At 55.3% G+C, this 21664-nt stretch carries 19 protein-coding genes; 11 read left to right on the top strand and 8 right to left on the bottom strand.

Translation table 11 applies throughout. The features are described 5' to 3' along the window. The first annotated feature begins 5 nt into the window (after positions 1-5). Together A6A26_RS20890 and A6A26_RS20885 are read left to right on the top strand one after the other, a co-directional pair. Complete coding sequence (locus A6A26_RS20890; protein ID WP_063880528.1) at positions 6-1961, top strand: glycoside hydrolase family 127 protein; 1956 nt, start codon at positions 6-8, stop codon at positions 1959-1961. Between the two features lie 261 nt (positions 1962-2222). Beyond that, entirely contained in the window at positions 2223-3293 is a 1071-nt protein-coding gene (locus tag A6A26_RS20885) for an AI-2E family transporter (RefSeq protein WP_063880527.1), read from the top strand. Between the two features lie 37 nt (positions 3294-3330). Here the strand turns inward: A6A26_RS20885 and bcp are convergent, their stop codons facing one another. Together bcp and A6A26_RS20875 are read right to left on the bottom strand one after the other, a co-directional pair. Continuing rightward, positions 3331-3798 carry a thioredoxin-dependent thiol peroxidase gene (gene bcp, locus A6A26_RS20880; protein ID WP_014605294.1) on the bottom strand — a complete coding sequence of 156 codons (468 nt, stop codon included), beginning with the start codon at positions 3796-3798 and terminating at the stop codon, positions 3331-3333. Between the two features lie 142 nt (positions 3799-3940). After that, positions 3941-4555, bottom strand: a complete 615-nt coding sequence (locus A6A26_RS20875) for a glycine cleavage system transcriptional repressor (RefSeq protein WP_217268180.1) — start codon at positions 4553-4555, stop codon at positions 3941-3943. 110 nt (positions 4556-4665) lie between these two features. Between A6A26_RS20875 and dapA the strand changes: the two genes are divergently transcribed. From dapA to ypfH, 6 genes are all read left to right on the top strand, one after another. Next, on the top strand, positions 4666-5544 hold the full coding sequence (dapA, locus tag A6A26_RS20870; protein WP_063880525.1) for a 4-hydroxy-tetrahydrodipicolinate synthase: 879 nt from the start codon (positions 4666-4668) through the stop codon (positions 5542-5544). 14 nt (positions 5545-5558) lie between these two features. Continuing rightward, on the top strand, positions 5559-6590 hold the full coding sequence (gene bamC / locus A6A26_RS20865) for an outer membrane protein assembly factor BamC (protein WP_063880524.1): 1032 nt from the start codon (positions 5559-5561) through the stop codon (positions 6588-6590). A gap of 146 nt (positions 6591-6736) precedes the next feature. Next, positions 6737-7450 carry a phosphoribosylaminoimidazolesuccinocarboxamide synthase gene (gene purC, locus A6A26_RS20860; protein ID WP_063880523.1) on the top strand — a complete coding sequence of 238 codons (714 nt, stop codon included), beginning with the start codon at positions 6737-6739 and terminating at the stop codon, positions 7448-7450. 130 nt (positions 7451-7580) lie between these two features. After that, positions 7581-8441: a KPN_02809 family neutral zinc metallopeptidase gene (locus tag A6A26_RS20855; RefSeq protein WP_063880522.1), complete on the top strand. Its 861-nt coding sequence runs from the start codon at positions 7581-7583 to the stop codon at positions 8439-8441. Next, positions 8438-10405 carry a tRNA(Met) cytidine acetyltransferase TmcA gene (locus tag A6A26_RS20850; RefSeq protein WP_063880521.1) on the top strand — a complete coding sequence of 656 codons (1968 nt, stop codon included), beginning with the start codon at positions 8438-8440 and terminating at the stop codon, positions 10403-10405. Before A6A26_RS20855 ends, A6A26_RS20850 begins: the two co-directional genes overlap by 4 nt. A gap of 73 nt (positions 10406-10478) precedes the next feature. Then, positions 10479-11159 carry an esterase gene (gene ypfH / locus A6A26_RS20845; RefSeq protein ID WP_063880520.1) on the top strand — a complete coding sequence of 227 codons (681 nt, stop codon included), beginning with the start codon at positions 10479-10481 and terminating at the stop codon, positions 11157-11159. A 35-nt stretch (positions 11160-11194) separates the two neighbouring features. Here ypfH and A6A26_RS20840 read toward each other — a convergent pair whose 3' ends face one another. Genes A6A26_RS20840 through A6A26_RS20830 form a run of 3 tightly spaced genes read right to left on the bottom strand, consistent with a single transcriptional unit; the run spans position 11195 to position 12900 of the window. Next, a complete protein-coding gene (locus A6A26_RS20840; RefSeq protein WP_063880519.1) occupies positions 11195-11380 on the bottom strand; it encodes a YpfN family protein in 186 nt (61 codons plus the stop codon). A gap of 22 nt (positions 11381-11402) precedes the next feature. Beyond that, a complete protein-coding gene (gene dapE, locus A6A26_RS20835; protein WP_063880518.1) occupies positions 11403-12530 on the bottom strand; it encodes a succinyl-diaminopimelate desuccinylase in 1128 nt (375 codons plus the stop codon). A gap of 1 nt (position 12531) precedes the next feature. Then, positions 12532-12900 (bottom strand): ArsC family reductase, encoded by a 369-nt coding sequence (locus A6A26_RS20830; RefSeq protein ID WP_063880517.1) that lies wholly within the window; start codon positions 12898-12900, stop codon positions 12532-12534. A 386-nt stretch (positions 12901-13286) separates the two neighbouring features. On the opposite strand from A6A26_RS20830, the gene ypfM reads away from it, so the two are divergent. After that, the gene (gene ypfM, locus A6A26_RS26345; RefSeq protein WP_139015967.1) at positions 13287-13349 is read left to right on the top strand and encodes a protein YpfM; all 63 of its coding nucleotides are present in this window, start codon (positions 13287-13289) and stop codon (positions 13347-13349) included. A gap of 125 nt (positions 13350-13474) precedes the next feature. Here ypfM and acrD read toward each other — a convergent pair whose 3' ends face one another. The 3 genes from acrD to narQ all read right to left on the bottom strand — a co-directional run bounded on the left by acrD (position 13475) and on the right by narQ (position 19270). Continuing rightward, the gene (acrD, locus tag A6A26_RS20825) at positions 13475-16591 is read right to left on the bottom strand and encodes a multidrug efflux RND transporter permease AcrD (protein WP_063880516.1); all 3117 of its coding nucleotides are present in this window, start codon (positions 16589-16591) and stop codon (positions 13475-13477) included. A gap of 164 nt (positions 16592-16755) precedes the next feature. Next, positions 16756-17388, bottom strand: coding sequence for a response regulator (locus tag A6A26_RS20820; RefSeq protein ID WP_063880515.1), 633 nt, complete (start codon positions 17386-17388; stop codon positions 16756-16758). 193 nt (positions 17389-17581) lie between these two features. Next, on the bottom strand, positions 17582-19270 hold the full coding sequence (gene narQ, locus A6A26_RS20815; RefSeq protein ID WP_063880514.1) for a nitrate/nitrite two-component system sensor histidine kinase NarQ: 1689 nt from the start codon (positions 19268-19270) through the stop codon (positions 17582-17584). A gap of 249 nt (positions 19271-19519) precedes the next feature. Between narQ and A6A26_RS20810 the strand changes: the two genes are divergently transcribed. After that, positions 19520-19795, top strand: coding sequence for a YdgH/BhsA/McbA family protein (locus tag A6A26_RS20810; RefSeq protein ID WP_063880513.1), 276 nt, complete (start codon positions 19520-19522; stop codon positions 19793-19795). A gap of 273 nt (positions 19796-20068) precedes the next feature. Then, on the top strand, positions 20069-21541 hold the full coding sequence (gene ansP, locus A6A26_RS20805) for an L-asparagine permease (protein ID WP_063880512.1): 1473 nt from the start codon (positions 20069-20071) through the stop codon (positions 21539-21541). Positions 21542-21664: the final 123 nt, after the last annotated feature.

The following is a 21664-nucleotide window of genomic DNA, read 5'->3' as shown; positions in this document are numbered from 1 at the left end:
GTAAAATGTCTGTCAATGAAGTCGATCTGCATAAGCTGACGATTCACGATCCCTTTCTCGGTCAGTATCAACGACTGGTGCGGGAGGTGGTCATTCCTTATCAATGGGAGGCGCTTAACGATCGGATCGACGAAGCCGATCCCAGCCATGCCATCGAAAACTTTCGTATCGCGGCTGGCCAGCAGGAAGGGGAATTTTATGGCATGGTCTTCCAGGACAGCGATGTCGCGAAATGGCTGGAAGCCGTAGCCTGGTCACTTTGCCAGAAGCCTGATGCAGAACTGGAAAAGACGGCGGATGAGGTGATTGAACTGGTGGCGGCGGCGCAGTGCGAGGATGGTTATCTCAATACCTACTTCACGGTGAAAGCGCCGGAAGATCGCTGGACGAATCTTGCCGAATGCCATGAACTGTATTGCGCCGGACACATGATTGAGGCGGGCGTGGCGTTTTACCAGGCGACAGGTAAACGCCGTTTACTCGAGGTGGTGTGCAAGCTTGCCGATCACATCGACAGCGTGTTTGGCCCCGGCGAAAATCAGCTGCACGGCTACCCAGGCCATCCGGAGATCGAGCTGGCATTGATGCGGCTGTATGAAGTGACCCAGGACCCACGCTATATGGCGCTGGTAGATTATTTTGTCGCGCAGCGGGGAACGCAGCCTCACTTCTATGATATTGAGTACGAGAAGCGCGGGCAGACCTCCTACTGGAATACCTATGGCCCGGCCTGGATGGTGAAGGACAAGGCTTACAGCCAGGCACATCAACCCCTTGCAGAACAGCAGCATGCGGTGGGGCATGCTGTGCGGTTCGTTTATCTGATGACCGGCGTGGCGCACCTTGCGCGTCTGAGCCAGGACGAAGAAAAACGTCAGGACTGCCTGCGGCTATGGCACAACATGGCGCAGCGGCAGCTGTATATTACCGGTGGCATCGGCTCCCAGGGCAGCGGTGAAGCATTCAGCAGCGATTACGATTTACCGAATGACACGGTTTATGCCGAAAGCTGCGCGTCCATTGGCCTGATGATGTTTGCCAGACGTATGCTGGAAATGGAAGCCGACAGCCAGTACGCCGACGTGATGGAACGCGCGCTGTATAATACGGTACTGGGCGGCATGGCGCTGGACGGGAAACACTTCTTCTACGTCAATCCGCTGGAGGTGCATCCGAAAACCCTCAGTTTTAATCATATCTACGATCATGTGAAACCTGTGCGTCAGCGCTGGTTCGGCTGTGCCTGCTGTCCACCGAATATTGCCCGTGTGCTGACCTCACTCGGCCACTATATTTATACGCCACGCGAGGATGCGCTTTATATCAATCTCTATGTCGGCAACCGGGTTGAAATACCGGTCGGTGAGCATACTTTGGGCATTAGCATAAGCGGTAATTTCCCCTGGGATGAAAAGGTCACCATCAGCGTCGATGTCGCGCAGCCCGTGCAACATACGCTGGCGTTACGTCTGCCTGACTGGTGTGAGGCGCCGCAGGTAAGCTGTAACGGCGACGCTGTGACCGATCGCGCCCGCAAGGGTTATCTCTACATTGAGCGACAGTGGCAAGAGGGCGATACGCTCACTCTGACGCTCCCGATGCCGGTGCGCCGGGTTTATGGTAATCCGTTAGTACGTCACGTGGCGGGCAAGGTGGCGGTTCAGCGCGGCCCGCTGGTGTACTGCCTGGAGCAGGCCGATAACGGCGAGCAGTTACACAATCTGTGGCTGCCCGCGTCGGCATCGTTCACCACCATTCAGGGACGCGGTGTTTTTGCGCATAAGGTGTTAATACAGGCTGAAGGGGTGAAAAAAACCGCCAGCGATCCTGAACGCCAGCCGCTGTGGCACTTCGATCACGCCCCTGCCGCGCAGCAAACCCAGACGCTGACCTTTATTCCCTGGTTCTGTTGGGCGAACCGGGGAGAAGGGGAGATGCGTATTTGGGTGAATGAAGCCTGACGCCTGAAAATGACCCACAGCAGGCCGGGCGTGTTGCTGGCCTGCGGTGAAGATAATGACCCCGTCGGCGACGATTCGCCTGCCAGTGCGCAACGGCGGGAAGCCTGAGGCTGGGGAGAATGGTACGGCACGCACCTTCACCGCGTGCCGTTTTTCATCATCCGCTAGCGCCTGTCAGGTCACGGACTGATTTTCACGTCTTTCCAGCACCAGAATATCCGGTACAATCATGGCCCTTTCTGACCTTATGGACCTGACGGCATGCTGGCTTTATTGATTCAATGGTACAAACGCCGTTTTAGCGATCCCCAGGCGATTGGCCTGCTGGTGATTCTGCTGGCGGGGTTCTGCATTCTTTTCTTCCTGAGCGGGTTGCTGGCCCCCTTACTGGTGGCGGTGGTACTGGCTTATCTGCTTGAATGGCCAACGGTACGGCTACAACGCATTGGCTGTACGCGTAGCTGGGCGACCAGCATTGTGTTGGTGCTGTTTGCCGGAATTCTGCTGGTTCTGGTGTTGATCGTCGCGCCCGTGGCCTGGCAACAGGGCATCAACCTGACGCGAGATCTGCCTAACATGCTGAACAAACTCTATCAGTATGCGGCGGGGTTACCGCGACGTTTTCCCGCCCTGGTCGATGCCGGCATCATTGATGTCATCGTCGAGAACCTGCGCGGTCGTCTCAGCGGCGTGGGCGATTCTCTGGTCAAGTATTCCCTGGCATCGCTGGTGGGATTAATGACCCTGATGATTTACCTGGTGCTGGTGCCGCTGATGGTGTTCTTTCTGCTGAAGGATAAAGAGCAGATGCTGAGTGCCGTGCGACGCGTCCTGCCGCGTAACCGTGGGCTGGCGGGTGAAGTATGGCAGGAGATGAATCAGCAAATCACCAACTACATTCGTGGCAAAGTGTTGGAGATGGTGGTGGTGGGCATCGCCAGTTGGCTGGCATTTATGTTCCTCGGCCTCAACTATTCGCTTCTGTTGGCCGTGCTGGTGGGCGTTTCAGTTCTGATTCCTTACATTGGCGCGATGCTGGTGACCATCCCGGTTATTGGTGTGGGCTTATTTCAATGGGGGCTGGATAGCGAGTTCTGGACGCTGCTTACCGTCTATCTGGTGATTCAGGCGCTGGACGGCAATGTGCTGGTGCCCATTTTGTTCTCAGAGGCGGTCAATCTTCATCCGCTGGTTATCATCTTATCGGTGGTGATCTTTGGCGGGATGTGGGGATTCTGGGGCGTGTTTTTTGCGATTCCGCTCGCAACCCTGGTCAAGGCGGTGGTGCACGCCTGGCCTGAGGCCACGCTGGATGAAACGCTGAATCGTTAAACGTTCAGGGCGCGGTAGATGCCGCGCCCTGAAGACATCAGGCTGATTTCAGATAGTCCATCACGATGTCGTGGTGATTTGACGTTTTGAAGTCGTCGAACACCTTTTCGATTTTGCCATTCGCATCCACCAGGAAGCTGATGCGATGGATGCCGTCATAGGTTTTACCCATAAAGGTTTTTTCACCCCAGACGCCAAACTGCTCACAAACCTGATGCTCCTGGTCCGACAGCAGAGTGAAGTTAAGCAGCTCTTTTTCTGCAAAACGTGACAGCTTTTCAGGTTTATCTGTGCTGATTCCCAGCACCTCGACGCCAGCTTTCTTCAGCTCATCCATGTTGTCACGCAGACCACATGCCTGCACGGTACAACCCGGCGTCATCGCTTTTGGATAGAAATAGACCAGAACGCGCTGCCCCTGGAAGTCGGCTAAATTCACTTGTTCGCCATCCTGATCGGGCAAGCTAAATTTCGGTGCGGTATCACCGGCTTTCAGTGGATTCATCACATCTCTCCATTTTGAGTTCATGCTGTGGTTAATACACCAAGAGGCGAGAAACTGCCAAATGGAAAATAATCAATTTCAGACGATTTCCTCACCTGACCGTACTTTTAACGTAGCAGAACAGTCAAGGCGGCGCTCGTCTTTACCTGCCGGGTATCACCAGTTCACGGTTATCGGCATCGTTCAGGCTATAAAGACGTAACGCGCCCTCGGCATTAAGTTCCTGACACAGTTCATTAAATGCCTGTTCAAATGCCGGACCATCGCTACGCGTTGGGCTGTGCGCCGTCATCTGAATATACAGCGTGGCGGGCCGATCCTGCTGGGCGGGCTGGATACGTGACACCAGTTCCGCAATGTTCATTTGGTGCTTATCCGTCAAATCCGTAAAGCGCTCAATGATATGCGGCGAGTCAGCCACTTCGACCTGAATAAACGCGGTATCCGCCATCGGCGGCCGGGCTGTGGCATGGGTACGTTTCATGACGATCAGCAGCTCCAGCTCAGCGCCTTTCAGCGGCAGCGTCGACTCAATCAGCGTAATCGCGTTCCAGCTACCGGAAAGCAGCATGATGAACGTAAATTCATCCCCAAGCATGGCAAGGCGACTGTCTTCGATGTTGCAACCGCAACTGCTGACGTGGCGGGTGATCGTATTGACGATACCCGGGCGGTCAACACCCAGAGCGGTGATCACCAGGTGGTGGGGTTGAGATTGCGGCAAAATAGGATTCCCTGTGCATTTGCTAATAACCATAAGGTAAACATAAAAAAAACTGCTGACAAGCGCGGGAATGGCGGAGCTTGCTTGCTTTTCCCTAAGTGTAAAACGTACCATGAAGCACTTGTTTGTCGAGGGGATCGCCAATGTTTACGGGAAGTATTGTTGCACTCGTTACGCCAATGGATGACAAAGGTAATGTCTGCCGTGCGAGTTTGAAAAAACTGATTGATTACCATGTCGCCAGCGGTACAGCGGCGATCGTTTCCGTCGGCACCACCGGCGAGTCAGCCACGCTGAGCCATGACGAGCACGGTGATGTGGTGCTGCAAACCCTGGAACTGGCGGATGGGCGTATTCCCGTGATTGCCGGAACCGGTGCTAACGCCACAGCGGAAGGTATCTCTCTGACCAAACGCTTTGAGAATTCGGGTGTTGTCGGTTGCCTTACCGTTACGCCTTATTACAATCGCCCGACGCAGGAAGGCCTGTTTCAGCACTTTAAAGCGATTGCTGACAGTACCAGCCTGCCGCAAATGCTGTATAACGTACCTTCGCGCACCGGCTGTGATATGTTGCCGGAAACCGTTGCCCGCCTCGCTGAAATCAAAAATATTATCGGAATCAAAGAGGCAACGGGGAACTTATCGCGTGTCAGCCAGATCCAAGAGCTGGTTAATGATGAGTTCATCCTGGTGAGCGGCGACGATGCCAGCGCACTGGACTTTATGCAACTGGGCGGCAAGGGCGTCATTTCGGTGACGGCAAACATAGCAGCACGCGAAATGGCCGAGCTGTGCAGGCTCGCACAGCAGGGTAATTTCGTGGAAGCTCGCCGTCTGAATCAGCGTCTGATGCACCTGCACCAGACGCTTTTCTGTGAACCTAATCCAATCCCGGTTAAATGGGCGGCAAAACAGCTAGGATTAATCGCTAATGACACGCTGCGTCTGCCTATGACGCCACTGACTGCGGTTGCACAGCCGAAAGTGGAGCAGGCGCTGGTGAAAGCGGGTTTGCGATAATTTAGGGAGTTTGAATGAATTACTCAGTAAAGCGGTCAACGGTTGCAACGGTGGTGGGGCTTTCCACCCTGATGCTGTTGTCGGCCTGTTCGAACGATCAGCGTTATAAACGTCAGGTCAGCGGTGATGAGTCTTACTTACAGGCCAGCGGGCTGCGCGAACTGAAAGCGCCGTCGGGCATGATTCTGCCTGTCCAGAACGGCGAATACGATATTCCACCGTCAACCAGTAAGGCACCAGTAGGCAAGCAGCTCGATATTCGCCCACCGGCTCAGCCTCTGGCGCTGATGAACGGCTCACGTGCGCAGTTCAGCAATAACACCGGCGTGCTGATGTTTGATAACAGCCGCGGCTCGATTTGGTCTCAGGTTGTAGGCGTTGTACAGTCGAATAACTTCCCGATCGCTTCCCGTAATGACGCCGGACAGCAGCTGACGACCGACTGGGTACAGTGGAACCGGGCGGACGAAGATAAGCAGTATCGTGGCCGTTACCAAATCAGCGTTCAGTCGCAGAGTTATCAGCAGGTCCTGACCGTGCGTCTGCTTGAACTGCAACAGGAAGGCAATAGCGTGACGTCGCCGGTACAGGTTCAGCGTTATACTGCACAAATGTTGAATGAAATTGCCGCCGGAATGGATAAGATCGCCACCATAAATGAAAACGCCGCAGCGGGCCGCGTCAGCGGTGCGATTGACGTGCAAAGCGGTGCCGATGATACCGGTCTGCCAATGCTGGTGCTGCGTACGCCGTTCAACGTTGCCTGGCAGCGTTTACCAGCAGCCATGAACCGTGTTGGCATGGAAGTGACCGACAGCACGCGTTCAACTGGCAGCATGAAAGTGACCTACAAGTCGCCAGGCAGCAGCACCTGGGACAGCGTAGGTGCCAAAGATCCTGAATTGCCAAACGGCGATTACAAGGTTCAGGTTGGCGACCTCGACAACCGGACCAGCCTGCAATTTATTGATCCTAAAGGCCATGTACTGACACAGGCGCAAAACGATGCGTTAGTGGCGGTGTTCCAGGCCGCACTGAATAAATAAAAAATTACCCCAGGCCGGAGATTCTCCGGCCTTTTTATTTCGTTTTTTGGCATAATAGCGCCAGACGAGGTAATCGATTGCGTCACGGCAATCAACGCAAATAGTCTGCCTCAGAACCGGATCTTTCATGTTTGGAGTTAAATAAGATGCAAAAGCGAGCTGAGTTGTATCGCGGTAAAGCGAAAACCGTATACAGCACCGATAACCCGGATCTGCTGATACTTGAATTCCGCAACGATACATCAGCCGGTGACGGCGCCCGCATTGAGCAGTTTGATCGCAAAGGCATGGTGAACAACAAGTTCAACCATTTCATCATGACGAAGCTGCAGGAAGCGGGCATTCCGACGCAGATGGAAGCCCTGCTGTCAGATAACGAAGCGCTGGTGAAAAAGCTGGACATGGTACCGGTTGAGTGTGTGGTCCGTAACCGTGCGGCAGGTTCGCTGGTCAAGCGTCTTGGTGTTGAAGAGGGCATGGTGCTGAACCCGCCGCTGTTCGACCTGTTCCTGAAGGACGATGCTAAACACGATCCTATGGTCAACGAATCCTACTGTGAAACCTTTGGCTGGGTCAGTAAAGAGAATCTGGCACGTATGCGTGAGCTGACCTACAAAGCGAACGACGTACTGAGCAAAATGTTTGATGATGCGGGTCTGATCCTGGTGGACTTCAAGCTGGAGTTTGGCCTGTTCAACGGTGAAGTTGTGCTGGGTGACGAATTTTCACCCGATGGCGCGCGTCTGTGGGACAAAGAAACCCTGGATAAAATGGATAAAGACCGCTTCCGTCAGAGCCTGGGTGGCCTGATTGAAGCGTATGAAGCGGTAGCCCGGCGTCTGGGTGTCAAACTCGACTGAATAAAACTCAGTGAATCAATGAAAGGAGAGCCCCGGCTCTCCTTTTTTCATTTTGGCGTAAAGCTGGTGATTGCTCCGTCACGCATCTAAAATCATGCCATCAGAGTTAACCTGCCACAGGGAGCAAAACATGCGCTGGCAAGGACGTCGCGAAAGCGACAATGTAGAAGATCGCCGTAATCAGTCATCGGGCAACCGGGGAGGCCGTATTCCTCTGCCGCGCGGCAAAGCGGGCATTATCATGCTGATTCTGGTCGCGGTAGCGGGGTATTACGGTTATGACCTGACGCCACTGTTCACTGGAGGCGAGGGCGCGTCGGTGAGCCAGCAACAGCGCACTACTAACCCGAATCAGGACGAGGCAGCGAAGTTCACCTCGGTGATGCTGGCGACGACCGAAGATACCTGGGATAAGTTGTTCAAACAGATGAACAAACAGTATACGCCGCCGAAGCTGGTGATGTATCGCGGAGCCACGCGCACCGGCTGTGGGACCGGGCAGTCTGTTATGGGGCCTTTTTATTGCCCGGCAGACCAGACTGTCTATATCGACCTGTCCTTCTATGACGATATGAAAACCAAACTGGGGGCAGGCGGAGACTTTGCGCAGGGCTATGTGATTGCACATGAAGTCGGCCACCACGTGCAGAAGTTACTGGGCATTGAACCCCGGGTCCGTCAGATGCAGCAGGGGGCCAGCCAGGCCCAGATAAACCAGCTGTCCGTAAAAATGGAGCTACAGGCCGACTGCTTTGCCGGCGTCTGGGGCCACTATATGGAGCAGGAAAAAATCCTCGACGTTGGGGACTTACAGGAAGCGTTAAACGCCGCCGAAGCCATTGGTGACGATCGCCTGCAGCAGAAAAGTCAGGGTCGGGTCGTCCCGGACAGCTTTACGCACGGCACCTCGGAGCAGCGTTATACCTGGTTCAAACGCGGATTTGACAGCGGTAACCCCGGCCAGTGCGATACCTTTGCTAATAAAGGATGAACCTGAAAGCAGTGACCTGTGCCATGCAGGCCGCCGGTATACGGCGATTGGCCGTCATCAGCGGGGAAGCCCGCTGGTGCCAGGAGACGGCGATCGCCTGGTGCCAGACGCTGGAAGGCGACGGGCTGTGGCTGAGCGATAACGCGCCAGATGTGGGCACGCACTGTCCGACTGCCGCCTTTCGTACGCTGCTGGGGCGCGAGTTCCATCATGCCGTTTTCGATGCCCGATATGGCTTTCATGCCGAGGCGCTGGCGGCGCTGGCGGGAACGCTGACGGCCGGTAGCTGGCTGCTGCTGTTAGTGCCCGAATGGACGCGTTGGGCGCAGCAGCCCGATGCTGACAGCCTGCGTTGGGCGGATGTCAGCGAGCCGATTGCCACACCAAACTTTGTCCATCATCTGCAATACCTGATTGAAAATGATGAGCAGGTGCTGTTACACCAGCCGCCGCAGCCGCTCCGGTTGCCCAACTGGACGCCACGGCCCGCCTGGCATTGTCAGGCGGCTTTTCAGCAGCAGGCGATTTTGCGCGAGCTGGCTTGTTTCTCTGCGGGCGTGGCGGTGATCACAGCGGCACGTGGCAGAGGAAAGTCGGCGCTGGCAGGCATGCTGGCCCGGCAGAGCACGCGTTGCCTGATCACCGCACCCGCAAAAATCACCACGACAGTGTTAGCGTCCTTCGCCGGGGATCATTACCGGTTTATGGCACCTGATGCGATTCTGGCTCTGCGCACATTGCCTGACGTTGACTGGCTCATCGTGGATGAAGCCGCCGCCATTCCGGCACCGCTACTCCATGCGCTGGTGGCGCGGTTTCCGCGCGTGTTGCTGGTAACGACGATTCAGGGTTATGAAGGCAGCGGTCGGGGCTTTATGCTGAAATTCTGTGCGGCGCTTGAGCAGGTACGCCATTTTACGCTGGACGAACCGCTGCGCTGGGCGCGCCATGACCCGCTGGAACACTGGCTTAACCAGGCGCTGCTGTTCGAGGATGCGCCCGAAACAGCGGGAACGGGTGAGCTATCGCCCCGGCGAGTCGAAGGCTCTGATATTGCTGCCCAGCAGGCGGCTTATCAACTGCTCACCCGTGCGCATTACCGCACCTCACCGCTGGATCTGCGTCGCCTGCTGGATGCACCGGGAATGCATCTCTGGCTGGCGAGCGATGTTCCGGCGCTGCAGGGGGCGCTATGGTTGGTGGAAGAGGGCGGACTGACAAATGAATTAGCGCAGGCCGTCTGGGCGGGCCACAGGCGGCCTCGCGGTAACTTAGTTGCGCAGTCGCTGGCGGCGCACGCGGGTTTCACCGACGCCGCCACGCTTCGCGCCTTACGCATCAGCCGGATTGCTGTCGCCGCGTCTTCCCGCCGTCAGGGAACCGGAAAGCAACTGGTTGCGTCCGCCAGTGCCGATGCCGCCGGATACGACTACCTCTCCGTCAGCTTTGGCTACACTGACGATCTCTGGGCGTTCTGGCAAGCCTGCGGTTTTACGCTGGCACGGATCGGCAGTCAGCGCGAAGCCAGCAGCGGCTGCTACGCCGCGATGGCCTTACGGGGGCTGACGCCCGCCGGAAAACAGCTGCAGCAGAAGGCGAGCGGGCAACTGGCACGCGACTGGCCACTGCTGAGATCACATATTCAGTTGGACCTGCCATTACCTGAGGCTTGTGATCAGGATTTTACCCCGCACGATGCCTGGCTGGCAGCCGGTTTTGCCTGGGCGCAGCGCCCACTGGAGGCAAGCCTGGCGGTTCTCCAGCGGCTGGTCGATATCAGCCAGCAGCCTTTGCCGTTACTCCGGCAGGCGGTCAGCGCCAACATCAGTCTGGCTGAACTGGCGCAGGCGGCACGGCTCAACGGACGCAAGGCGCTGATTATGGCGTTACGCGCTGAAGCCGCTGGGGCACTGCTGGCGTTACCCGACAGGGATGGTGACGCGTTGCGCAGGCAATTGCAATAAATCCACCAAGTCGTTCAAATATTCCCAATATCATCCTGCGCCCGGGAGCGTAGAGTAGTAGCAGGAGGTCGATATGACACTGAGATACGTAATTGTTCAGCAGCCTGCAAGGGCTGCCCAGCTGTTTCTGCTTTATCACGGCATTGGTGATAATCCCGACGCCATGGCCGAAATTGGCAGCTGGTTTGCTAAAACCTTTCCTGCGGCGCTGGTGGTGTCGGTGGGATCGCCTGGCCCTGGCGGTCAGTGGTTTAAGGAAGCCGGACTGCATGATAAAAGCGAGCAGGCCTGCGTTGACACCAGCATGCCGCAATTTGTGGCGTCGGTTCGCCACTGGCAGCAGCAAAGCGGCGTGAATCCCGAAGCCACCGCGCTGGTGGGCTTTTCACAGGGTGCCAGTATGGTGCTGGAAGGCATCAAAGCCAACGACGATCTGGCTGGTCGGGCGATTGTCTTTAGTGGCCGCTTTGTCACGCTACCGGAAAAAGCCAGCACGCGTACGACTGTGCATCTGATTCACGGCGATGAGGATGAGAATATTCCGCTGGCACAGGCGCAGCAGGCTGAACAGCGTTTAAGGCTGCTCGGCGGTGACGTGACGCTAAATATTGTGGAAGATCTGGCGCATGCCATCGATCAGCGCAGTATGCATTTTGCCCTGCATCATCTGCAGTACACGGTGCCGAAACGCTATTTTGATGAGGCGCTGGGCGGCGGAAAACCCGGCAGTGATGATGTCATTATGACGATGTAATCGTGCGCCCTCACAGAGGCGAGGGCGCGAAGCGGTTATTTCTTTTTCGGCCAGTCGTCGTCGTCCCACTTATCGTTAAAATCACGGTGTGGCGGGAGATTAGGCTTGTTATCCATAAACTTTTTGTGGTCGATGCGTTTCAGATCTTTATAAACGTTCATTAACACACCTACCATCAGCAGGATCACCAGTATCCACCAATAATCTTTAATAAACTCCATAGGCCCGCTCCTTCCCTCGCTGTCAGGCGATCAATTGTTCCATGATGCGTTGGTACATTCGGCTCAGCATTTGTAAATCGGATGCTTTAACGCATTCGTTGATTTTGTGAATTGTGGCATTCACCGGGCCCAGTTCCACCACCTGCGAGCCCATTCGAGCAATAAAACGTCCGTCAGAGGTTCCACCAGAAGTCTGTAACTGCGGCTTAATTTCATTATAGTGCGTTACGGCGTTTATTACGGCATCAACCAGTTTGCCGCGTGATGTCAGGAAGGGCTGACCGGAAAGTTTCCACTCGATGGTATAGCGCAACTGATGGCGGTCCAGCAGTTCTGCCACGCGCTGCTGAATCATGCTGTCAGTGAGTTCGGTACTGAAACGGAAGTTGAACTGGACAAACAGCTCGCCGGGAATCACGTTGTTGCTGCCGGTGCCAGCCTGAACGTTGGCGATCTGCATGCTGGTGGCAGGGAAGAAGGCATTGCCCTGATCCCATTCGGTGGCGACCAGCTCATTGAGCGCAGGCAGAGCACGGTGCACCGGGTTATCAGCAAGCTGAGGATAGGCCACATGGCCCTGTACGCCATGCACAGTAAGGTTAGCGGTAATCGAGCCACGACGGCCATTTTTCACGACGTCACCCACGACTTCGCTGCTGGAAGGTTCCCCGACCAGACAGTAATCCAGACGCTCGTTACGTGCCATCAGGCGCTCAACGACTTTTACCGTACCGTTTGCGCCACTGGCTTCTTCGTCAGACGTAATCAAAAAGGCCAGGCGTCCTTTATGATGAGGATGAACCGCGACGAAGCGCTCGGCGGCAACGACCATGGCGGCCAGCGACCCTTTCATATCGGCGGCACCGCGACCAAACAGCATGCCGTCACGGATGGTGGGTTCAAACGGCGGATTGATCCAGCGGCTGGCATCGCCAGGCGGCACGATATCGGTGTGGCCGGCAAACGCCAGGGTTTCGCCTTCACCGCGCGTGGCCCAGAAATTGAGGGTATCGTTGATGTTCATGGTTTCGATATGGAAACCAATCGCTTCCAGACGCGCAATCAGCAGCGCCTGACATCCGGCGTCATCGGGGCTGAGAGAAGGACGACGAATAAGCTGCTGCGTCAGCTCAATGACCGGACAAAACATATTATGACTTCTCCTGAAGCAGGTTCTGGTAAAGGGATTCACTGAAGCCGAGCAGCAAAGCGCCGTCGGGCGCGCGCAGGACAGGGCGCTTGATGATGGCGGGCTGGTCCAGCATCAGCGCTTTGGCACTCCCGGCATCCGTTATGGCCTCACGCTCTGCCTCGGGCAGCTTACGCCAGGTTGTGCCGCGCGTGTTGAGCAGGTCCTGATAGCCAAGCACGTCGATAAACTGCTGCAACTGGTCACCGGTCAGGCCGTCAGCACGGTAATCGTGGAAACGATAGTCCACGCCCGCCGCCTCTAAAAAGCGACGCGCTTTTTTAATCGTGTCGCAATTCTTAATCCCAAACATGACCCACTGCGCGCTCATCGTCTGCTCCTGTCATTAAAATCAGCTCGGCAGTTTACCATAGTGTGATCTGATGCATCATCCGCCCGATGGCGTCTGGGTGGAATAAATTGCGCCAATACAGAGGTTTTCCGCCTGTAGGTAAACGGTTTCAGTTTTGCCTCTAATAATTACGTGGTTTATCAATTCTGAATTAAGAATTTCCTTAATTACGCTTTTTAGGCTACGTCCTGGTCAAAACCGCATTAAAACCTGTCAGGTTAAGCCTTTGCTGAAATGTGCGTCAGCCAGCAAATCAGAAAAGACTCAGCCTTTTGGCGCCTTTGCCGATAGTAATAACAGGTGTAAACGTATTCACCAGGCGAAAAAAAAGGCGTAATATTGCCACTACAATAAGAGAGGGTTCTATGATTGACACCGAAATGGGGAACTGGAAAGAATTCATCGAAGCGATGTTACGCAATAAGTAACACGCGAGGAGAAAAGCAGGGCAATTTCCCCTCTGCTGTAATTCTTACCACACACAGAAATAAAACGGCCGCTGTTTTCAGAGGCCGTTTTTTTTTGCCTGTTCATTGTGAAAACAGGCGGCAGCTCAGTCCTGATGTTTCTCTTTGAGTGGGAAGCGGCGACGCACCAGAACAAAGAACAGCGGGACGAACAGGATGGCTAACAGGGTGGCGGAAATCATACCGCCCATGACGCCCGTTCCCACCGAGTGCTGGCTGCCCGATCCCGCACCGCTGCTGATCGCCATCGGCATCACACCGAAGATAAAGGCCAGGGAGGTCATCAGGATCGGCCGCAGGCGTTGACGTGAGGCCGCCAGCGTCGATTCAATCAGTTCTCCGCCTTTGCTGTTAAGCTCGTTGGCAAATTCTACGATCAGTATTGCGTTCTTAGCCGATAACCCCACGACGGTCAGCAGACCGACCTGGAAATAGACATCGTTCTCCAGTCCTCGCGTCCAGGTGGCAATCAGAGCACCAAGAACGCCAAGCGGGACGACAAGCATCACCGAGAAAGGAATCGACCAGCTCTCATACAGTGCCGCCAGGCAGAGAAACACGACCAGCAGAGAAACGGCATAGAGTGCGGGAGCCTGAGAGCCGGATAACCGCTCCTGATACGACGCACCCGTCCACTGGAAACCGACGCCCAGCGGCAGGGCGTTGACCAGTTTTTCCATCTCGTCCATCGCGGTGCCGCTACTCACGCCCTGTGCGGCTTCCCCGACGATTTCCAGTGAGGAGTAGCCGTTGTAACGTTCCAGACGCGGTGAACCCGTTTCCCAGCGGCTGGTGGCAAACGCGGAGAAAGGCACCATCGTGCCGCTGCTGTTGCGCACGTACCATTTATTGACATCATCCGGCAGCATGCGGTACGGGGCTTCCGCCTGAACGTAAACCTTTTTCACCCGGCCGCGATCCAGGAAGTCGTTAACGTAGTTGGAACCCCAGGCGGTGGTCAGGGTGTCGTTAATGGTATCCAGTGACACGCCAAGTGCCTGTGCTTTGCGCTCATCAATATCGATTTGCAACTGCGGGCTGTCGTCCAGACCATTGTGGCGCACGCGAGACAGGAGTTTGTCTTTGCTGGCCCTGTCCAGCAGCGTGTCACGCATCGCCATTAACTTGTCATGACCAATACCGGCATGATCCTGTAATTCCAGGTCAAAGCCGGATGAGCTGCCCAGCCCGGTGATTGCCGGTGGACTGCTGGCAATCACGACGGCTTCATTGATGTGTTTAAACGCTTTACCGGCGCGTTCAATAATGGCAAATGAGGTGCGATCGGCACCTGGCCTGTCGTCCCAGTCTTTCAAACGGATAAACAGACGCGCCACGTTCTGCCCGTTACCGCCCGGCCCGGAACCGATCGTTGAGAAGACCGACAGAACATTGTCTTTCTCTTTGGTCAGGTAATATTTTTCAACTTTTGCCACCACCGCTGAGGTTTGATCCATGCTCGAACCGGCAGGAAGCTGTACCTGGGTCATGATCATGCCGCGATCTTCCTGCGGCAAAAAAGAGGAGGGCAGATGAAGAAACAGGTACGCCATAATGCCAATAATCGCCAGATACAGCAGCAGCCAGCGCCCGCCGGTGCGCAGGATACTGGCGACACCGCGTTCATAGCGGTCGGCGTTGCGGTTAAAATGGTAGTTAAACCAACGGAAAAACCCACGCTGACCGTGATGCTCCCCTTTGGCGATGGGCTTGAGCAGCGTGGCACAGAGCGCGGGCGTCAGGATCATCGCCACCAGCACTGACAGGATCATGGCGGAGACGATGGTGATGGAGAACTGACGATAGATCGCCCCCACGGTGCCGCCAAAAAAGGCCATGGGGATGAACACGGCTGACAGCACCAGCGCAATGCCCACCAGTGCGCCCTGAATCTGGCCCATGGATTTGCGGGTGGCCGCGCGAGGCGACAGCCCTTCCTCGCTCATGATTCGCTCAACGTTCTCGACCACCACGATGGCATCATCCACCAGCAAACCGATAGCCAGCACCATGGCAAACATGGTCAGAGTGTTAATACTGTATCCGAAGGCATAGATAACGCAGAAGGTGCCAAACAGCACCACCGGCACGGCGATAGTGGGGATTAACGTGGCACGGAAGTTCTGCATAAACAGGTACATCACGCCAAACACCAACAGGATGGCCTCCAGCAGCGTTTTCACGACATCCGTAATAGAGGCTTTAACAAAAGGCGTGGTTTCATAGGCGATTTTGGCCTCCAGCCCATGTGGAAAATACTGTGACAGCTCATCCAGACGAGCACGCACCAGTTTATCGGTGTTCATCTCGTTCGCGCCGGACGCCAGTTTTACACCCAGTCCGGACGCCGCCTGGCCGTTGTAGCGGCTGAGATAATCATATTTTTCTGCACCCAGCGCCACATCAGCCACATCACCCAGGGTGACGACCGACCCGTCAGGATTGTTCTTCAGAGTAATCGCCTTAAACTGCTCGGGTGTTTGCAACATCGACTGCGCATTTACCGTGGCGTTTAGCGCCTGTTTTTTGACGGCGGGCAGGCCACCGACCTGGCCGACGGCGACCTGGGCGTTCTGAGATTTAATGGCGGTAACCACATCATCTGTGGTCAGAGAATAGGCGGTCAGTTTGAAGGGATCGAGCCAGATACGCATCGCATATTGCGTGCCGTAGGCGTCCACTTCGCCCACGCCGTCAATACGACTCAGCGGGTCCTGAATATTACTGGCGACGTAATCGGCAATATCCTGCTTGTCCATGCTGCCATCGGTCGAGACAAAGGCCACCATCAGAATATTGCTGTCGCCGGTTTTGTTTACCGTGACGCCTTGCGACTGCACGGCCTGAGGCAGCTTGCGTAGCGCTGCCTGCAACTGATTCTGCACCTGCTGGCGCGCTTCATCTGGATTGGTCCCGGCGGTGAAGGTCAGGGTAATTTGTGCCTGTCCGGTATTGCTACTGTTGGAGGACATATACATCAGGTTATCGATGCCGGTCATGTTTTGTTCGATAACCTGAGTTACGGTATTCTCCAGCGTTTGTGCCGACGCGCCAGGATAGGTGGCGGTGATACGCACGTTTGGGGGAGCCAGGTCAGGATACTGTTCAACAGGAAGCGAAATAATGGAAAGCGTGCCGCACAGGCACAGCAAAATTGCCAAAACCCAGGCAAAAATAGGGCGGTCGATAAAGAAATTCGACATTGAATCGACACTCCTCACTGCTTTTATTATTAATATGAGCGATACAGCGCATGATGCACAAAAAATCCACGCAAACCACGCACGGGTAGAAGTCTACTTTACGTGCGAGGCCGGGTTGAAAAGTGGAGAAATTATAGAGAATGTGTAAATTTGCGCGTTTTTTATCAACTGTTTCGACGTTCAATCCACATAATTGTTGCAGCAACGCGTGAACGCACATCCAGTTTGCGCAGGACGTTACGAATATGCACCTTCACCGTTTCTTCCGAAATATGCAGCGCATTCGCGACTTCTTTATTTGACAGTCCTCGCGCCACTTCCTGCATCACGCCGCGTTCGCGTTCGGTCAGCAAACGGAAAGGATCGTCGCTGTTATGCCGCGTAGCAAGATAGTGCTTCACCGCGTCGCTAAACACTTTCTCGCCCTGCGAGGCCTGCATAATCTGGCCGAGCAAGATTTCGGGTTCGCTGTCTTTGAGTAAATATCCGTCTGCGCCCGCATCCACCAGAGCATAAATATCACTGCGCGCATCAGAGACGGTCAGGACCAGAATACGTGAGCTAATGCCTTCGTGGCGCAGCGCTTTCAACGTATCAAGGCCCGACATGCCTTTCATATTCAGATCGAGCAGGATGACATCTGGTGTCAGGCGGCGGGCTTCCGCCAGCGCTTCGGTGCCGTTACTGGCCTCCGCGACGACCTGTAGCTGCGGTTCCAGCGCCAGTAACTGGCGAATGCCACGGCGCATGAGTGGATGGTCGTCCACTATCATGATGGTTAAAGCAGGTTGTTCCATGTTATCTCCCTGTCCCCTGGCATTACTGGCTTGCGGTATGGGCAGTACGTATGATCGGTTTTCCAGACTGCGCCTGAACGTTCAGGCGCAGGATGTTCATTGTACGGGGCAATCCCGTCTTCGTCTGTTGATCTGCCACATCCTGCATGATTATTGCGGCGTGGGTAAAATGCAAAACGGTGCGGTTGTGGCGTTATTCAATCTGCTGAGCCAGGCGCGGCGGAAAGCGCAGTGCGACGCGCGTGCCCCGTTGCAGTGCTGTAATCTGCAAAGACCCTGCCAGCCGTTCAGCACGTTCGGTCATCGTGGTTAAACCATAATGGCCGGGCGGCTCTTCCGTGCTGCCGATACCGATGCCGTCATCCGTCACGGTCAGGACATGTTCACCTTTCTCCGTGTGCTGGTAGTCGATAATAATCACCTGAGCACTGGCATGGCGAATCGCATTTAACAGCGCCTCTCGGGCGATCTGTAAGACGTGGACCTGTTGCTGGGCATCCAGGTCCTGAAGGCCTGGCTGGCAGGTGAACTGGATCTCGGCCGCTGACTGTTCCTGTAAGGAGGCGATCATGGCTTGCAGGGCCGCCACCAGATCTGATTTTTCAATGGTTAAGCGGAAGGTGGCAAGCAGCTCGCGCAGCTGGCGGTAAGCCTCTGCCAGCGCCCGATCAAATTCAGCAATGATGTCGTGTGCGGCACGATCGCCAGCATCGACGGTGCGCCGCAGCAGTGTCAGTTGAATTCGCAGGTAGGTTAACGCCTGGGCCAGCGAATCATGCAGCTCGCGTGCAATCGTAGCGCGCTCTTCAAGCAGCAGCATTTGCTGATGCTGTTTTTGGGTCTGCCAGATCCAGAGTGACCGCCCCAGCATGGCGGCCAGGCTTCGCATTAATGCCTCCGGCGGCGTTGTGACGGTCGTTTGCCAGCGCAGCGTGCCAATAGGTTGACCGTCCTGCTGCAAGGGTAAATGATGCCAGGCGTACGAAGCATCGATCTGGCCCGACGCAAACATAAACGACTCGCCTTCCAGCCGGATAAACGCAAGGTTTTCCCTGGCGCGCACGTTGGCTAACACGTTGTCGAAAAGGGCAGGGTGCAAGGGGCCGCGGGTCAAAATCTGTGAACTCTCATAGAGCAACGACAGCGTATGGTTTGCCTGGGTGAGATCCCGGGTTTTGTCGCGTACCCGCTGCTCCAGTATCTGATAGTGAGACTGTAACTGTGCGGCCATACTGCTGAACGTATGTGACAGCACCTTGAGTTCATTCTGCTGCTGGACATGCAGTGGCGGAAAGGCAAAATTACCGCTTTCCACATACCGGCTGGCCGTGACCAGCGCATTCAGCGGCTTAACCACCTGCTGGCGGGTAAAGCGGATTGTCATCAGCGCCAGGGCCACAATCGCCACCACGCCTGTCAGACTACTGACCGCCACCACCCGCATTTTCAGTTCTGCATAACGCTGCAGTTCCAGAACAAAGCGGTCAATTTCCCCGACGTAAGCAGGCATTTGTTGCCGCCAGGCCTGTGCCGCGTTGTCATGAAGATGCTGAGCCAAAACGGGCCAGCCCGCACGCAAACGCTGATAGTGGTCAATCACTTTGCGTGGCACCCAGGGACGGTCGAGCTGCTGTAATACGGAGGCATCAAGGGTTTGCTGGAACTGCACCAGATGATTCGCCAGCAGCTGTGGCTCCAGTCTGGCATCCCAGGCCAGCCGGTAACTCTGCATCCGCAGTGAGCCCGCCAGGTTAATGGCTTCCGCGTCACGCAGGCTGCTGGACAGCGTGAGCAGCGCCAGACCGGTAGTCAGTAAAGCCAGCAACACAATCAAGGTTAAAGACTGCGCAATACTTCTGGTAACAGAGCGTTTAACAATCACGGTAATAACCCCTTTAATGGCAGGGAATTATAAAAGAGGTGGCGGGATACGCAAGCGGCTTGTCATGGCATCGCCCAACGCGCGCCGTTCAGTCACTCAATAACCGCAGTTGACGTTTCCCAGGAATCCCGACGTCAGAGCGAACATTACTCGCACAGCTTTACACCTCACAAAGGTTGCCTTTCATTATCTCGGCAATAATCACTACCGTGTTTAACCACAGCGACCAACGCGAGTACAGGAGTATTGATGAAACATTTACCTGCTTACCTCACCGCCGCCGCCCTGTTGGCCACTGCGTCATTCCCGACCTTCGCCGCCACGGCGGTGGATCAACGTGAAGCCCAGAACCTGCAAAAGATTGGCAGCGTCTCTGTCTCCAGCGTGAATGGCTCACTTGATGATGTCACCCGCCAGCTTTCGCAGCAGGCGAAAGCCGAAGGCGCCCGCCATTTCCGTGTTATCGGCGTGGACACACCCGGCGATTCCAGTCTTTGGACCGGCACCGCAGAGATTTACCGCTAAACCCTCTCTTTTTCCATCCCTGTAGTGTTTACCGGCCAGCCAAAGGCCGGTTTTTTTGTGATCTCAGAAAAATTTTTTACAAATCGTCCGACTGATCCCCTCGGTATATTTTGCTTCGATGTTACATAACGGTTAGGATTCATCGCCGTAAATTCCCGCGCCGCTTTTAGTCAACTCACAGGCGGGCGCACAGAGGAAGACAACCCATTTCGCACTGCTAAACGCAATCGTTTGGATGCGCTATGACTTATGGTCAGGACAAACAGGAAGGCTATGAAATCTACTAAGAAATCAGCAGCGGACATGCGCGCTGCGAAACGACGCTGGCTCAATTCCCACGACTCCGGCTATAAGAAAGCCATGGGCAATCGTCACGTACAGATGATTGCTATCGGTGGTGCCATTGGTACGGGTCTGTTTCTGGGCGCAGGCGCCCGTTTACAGGCAGCGGGTCCGGCCTTAGCCATCATTTATCTGGTCTGCGGTATCTTCTCTTTCTTCATCCTGCGTGCACTGGGCGAACTGGTTTTACACCGTCCCAGTAGCGGAAGCTTTGTCTCCTATGCTCGTGAGTTCATGGGCGAGAAAGCCTCTTATGTGGCGGGCTGGATGTACTTTGTTAACTGGGCCATGACCGGGATTGTTGATATCACTGCCGTTGCGCTTTATATGCACTACTGGGGCGCGTTTGGCGATGTGCCGCAGTGGGTGTTCGCCCTGGGCGCACTGGCGATTGTCGGCACCATGAACATGATCGGCGTAAAGTGGTTTGCCGAAATGGAGTTTTGGTTCGCCTTAGTGAAAGTGCTGGCGATTGTGGTGTTCCTGGTGGTCGGCGTGGTGTTTCTTGGCACGGGCAAACCGCTGGATGGTAACGCAACGGGTTTCCATCTGATCACGGATAACGGCGGCTTATTCCCGCATGGCCTGTTACCGGCGCTGGTGCTGGTGCAAGGCGTCGTGTTTGCCTTCGCCTCGATAGAACTGGTCGGCACGGCCGCCGGCGAGTGTAAAGATCCTGAAACCATGTTGCCGAAAGCGATCAACAGCGTCATCTGGCGTATTGGTTTGTTCTATGTCGGTTCCGTGGTGCTGTTGGTGATGCTGCTGCCGTGGAATGCCTATCAGGCCGGACAAAGTCCGTTTGTGACCTTCTTCTCTAAGTTAGGCGTGCCTTATATTGGCAGCATCATGAATATCGTGGTGCTCAGTGCGGCATTATCCAGCCTGAACTCCGGTCTCTACTCCACCGGTCGTATCCTGCGTTCCATGTCGATGGGCGGATCTGCACCTAAGTTCATGTCAAAAATGAGCAGCCAGCAGGTTCCGTATGCCGGAATTCTGGTCACCGTTGGCGTATACATTCTCGGTGTGGTGCTTAACTACTACGTGCCGTCACAGGTGTTTGAGATCGTATTAAACGTGGCGTCGCTCGGCATTATCTCGTCGTGGGGCTTTATCGTGCTTTGCCAGTTACGCCTGCGTAAAGCGATCAAAGAAGGCAAAGCGGACGATGTCAGCTTCAAGCTGCCGGGTGCACCTTTTACCTCGTGGCTGACGCTGCTGTTCCTGTTTAGCGTGCTGGTCTTGATGGCGTTCGACTATCCAAATGGAACCTACACTATCGCGTCCATTCCGTTGATCGCGGTGATTCTGGTACTGGGCTGGTTTGGCGTGCGCAAGCGTGTTAATGCCATCGCCGCTACCGAACATGACCACCATGAGCACGACGGCAAATCGTCATAAACATGACCCTATTTGCTGCATAAAATGCCAGCCAGCGTGCTGGCAGTTTTTTTGCGTTGCATCTGCGCTTTCGGCACGCCGTTATTGATGATAGCGTGCGGGCGGTGCGCAATTCAGATAGTT

The sequence above is a fragment of the Pantoea sp. OXWO6B1 genome, from assembly GCF_001641135.1.
In the GTDB taxonomy this organism is placed as follows: domain Bacteria; phylum Pseudomonadota; class Gammaproteobacteria; order Enterobacterales; family Enterobacteriaceae; genus Pantoea; species Pantoea allii.
The sequence above is the reverse complement of the archived record's forward strand: the minus strand, read 5'-3'. Positions and strand labels throughout refer to the sequence as shown.

Bases quoted from the DNA above. Each gene is read 5' to 3' on its own strand.
- A6A26_RS20840 (WP_063880519.1), bottom strand. From the start codon at position 11,380: ATGGAGTTTATTAAAGATTATTGGTGGATACTGGTGATCCTGCTGATG.
- A6A26_RS20850 (WP_063880521.1), top strand. From the start codon at position 8,438: ATGAACCTGAAAGCAGTGACCTGTGCCATGCAGGCCGCCGGTATACGG.
- ypfH (WP_063880520.1), top strand. From the start codon at position 10,479: ATGACACTGAGATACGTAATTGTTCAGCAGCCTGCAAGGGCTGCCCAG.
- purC (WP_063880523.1), top strand. From the start codon at position 6,737: ATGCAAAAGCGAGCTGAGTTGTATCGCGGTAAAGCGAAAACCGTATAC.
- acrD (WP_063880516.1), bottom strand. From the start codon at position 16,591: ATGTCGAATTTCTTTATCGACCGCCCTATTTTTGCCTGGGTTTTGGCA.
- bamC (WP_063880524.1), top strand. From the start codon at position 5,559: ATGAATTACTCAGTAAAGCGGTCAACGGTTGCAACGGTGGTGGGGCTT.
- A6A26_RS20875 (WP_217268180.1), bottom strand. From the start codon at position 4,555: ATGGTTATTAGCAAATGCACAGGGAATCCTATTTTGCCGCAATCTCAA.
- bcp (WP_014605294.1), bottom strand. From the start codon at position 3,798: ATGAATCCACTGAAAGCCGGTGATACCGCACCGAAATTTAGCTTGCCC.
- A6A26_RS20820 (WP_063880515.1), bottom strand. From the start codon at position 17,388: ATGGAACAACCTGCTTTAACCATCATGATAGTGGACGACCATCCACTC.
- A6A26_RS20855 (WP_063880522.1), top strand. From the start codon at position 7,581: ATGCGCTGGCAAGGACGTCGCGAAAGCGACAATGTAGAAGATCGCCGT.
- A6A26_RS20890 (WP_063880528.1), top strand. From the start codon at position 6: ATGTCTGTCAATGAAGTCGATCTGCATAAGCTGACGATTCACGATCCC.
- A6A26_RS20810 (WP_063880513.1), top strand. From the start codon at position 19,520: ATGAAACATTTACCTGCTTACCTCACCGCCGCCGCCCTGTTGGCCACT.
- dapA (WP_063880525.1), top strand. From the start codon at position 4,666: ATGTTTACGGGAAGTATTGTTGCACTCGTTACGCCAATGGATGACAAA.
- dapE (WP_063880518.1), bottom strand. From the start codon at position 12,530: ATGTTTTGTCCGGTCATTGAGCTGACGCAGCAGCTTATTCGTCGTCCT.
- ansP (WP_063880512.1), top strand. From the start codon at position 20,069: ATGAAATCTACTAAGAAATCAGCAGCGGACATGCGCGCTGCGAAACGA.
- A6A26_RS20830 (WP_063880517.1), bottom strand. From the start codon at position 12,900: ATGAGCGCGCAGTGGGTCATGTTTGGGATTAAGAATTGCGACACGATT.
- A6A26_RS20885 (WP_063880527.1), top strand. From the start codon at position 2,223: ATGCTGGCTTTATTGATTCAATGGTACAAACGCCGTTTTAGCGATCCC.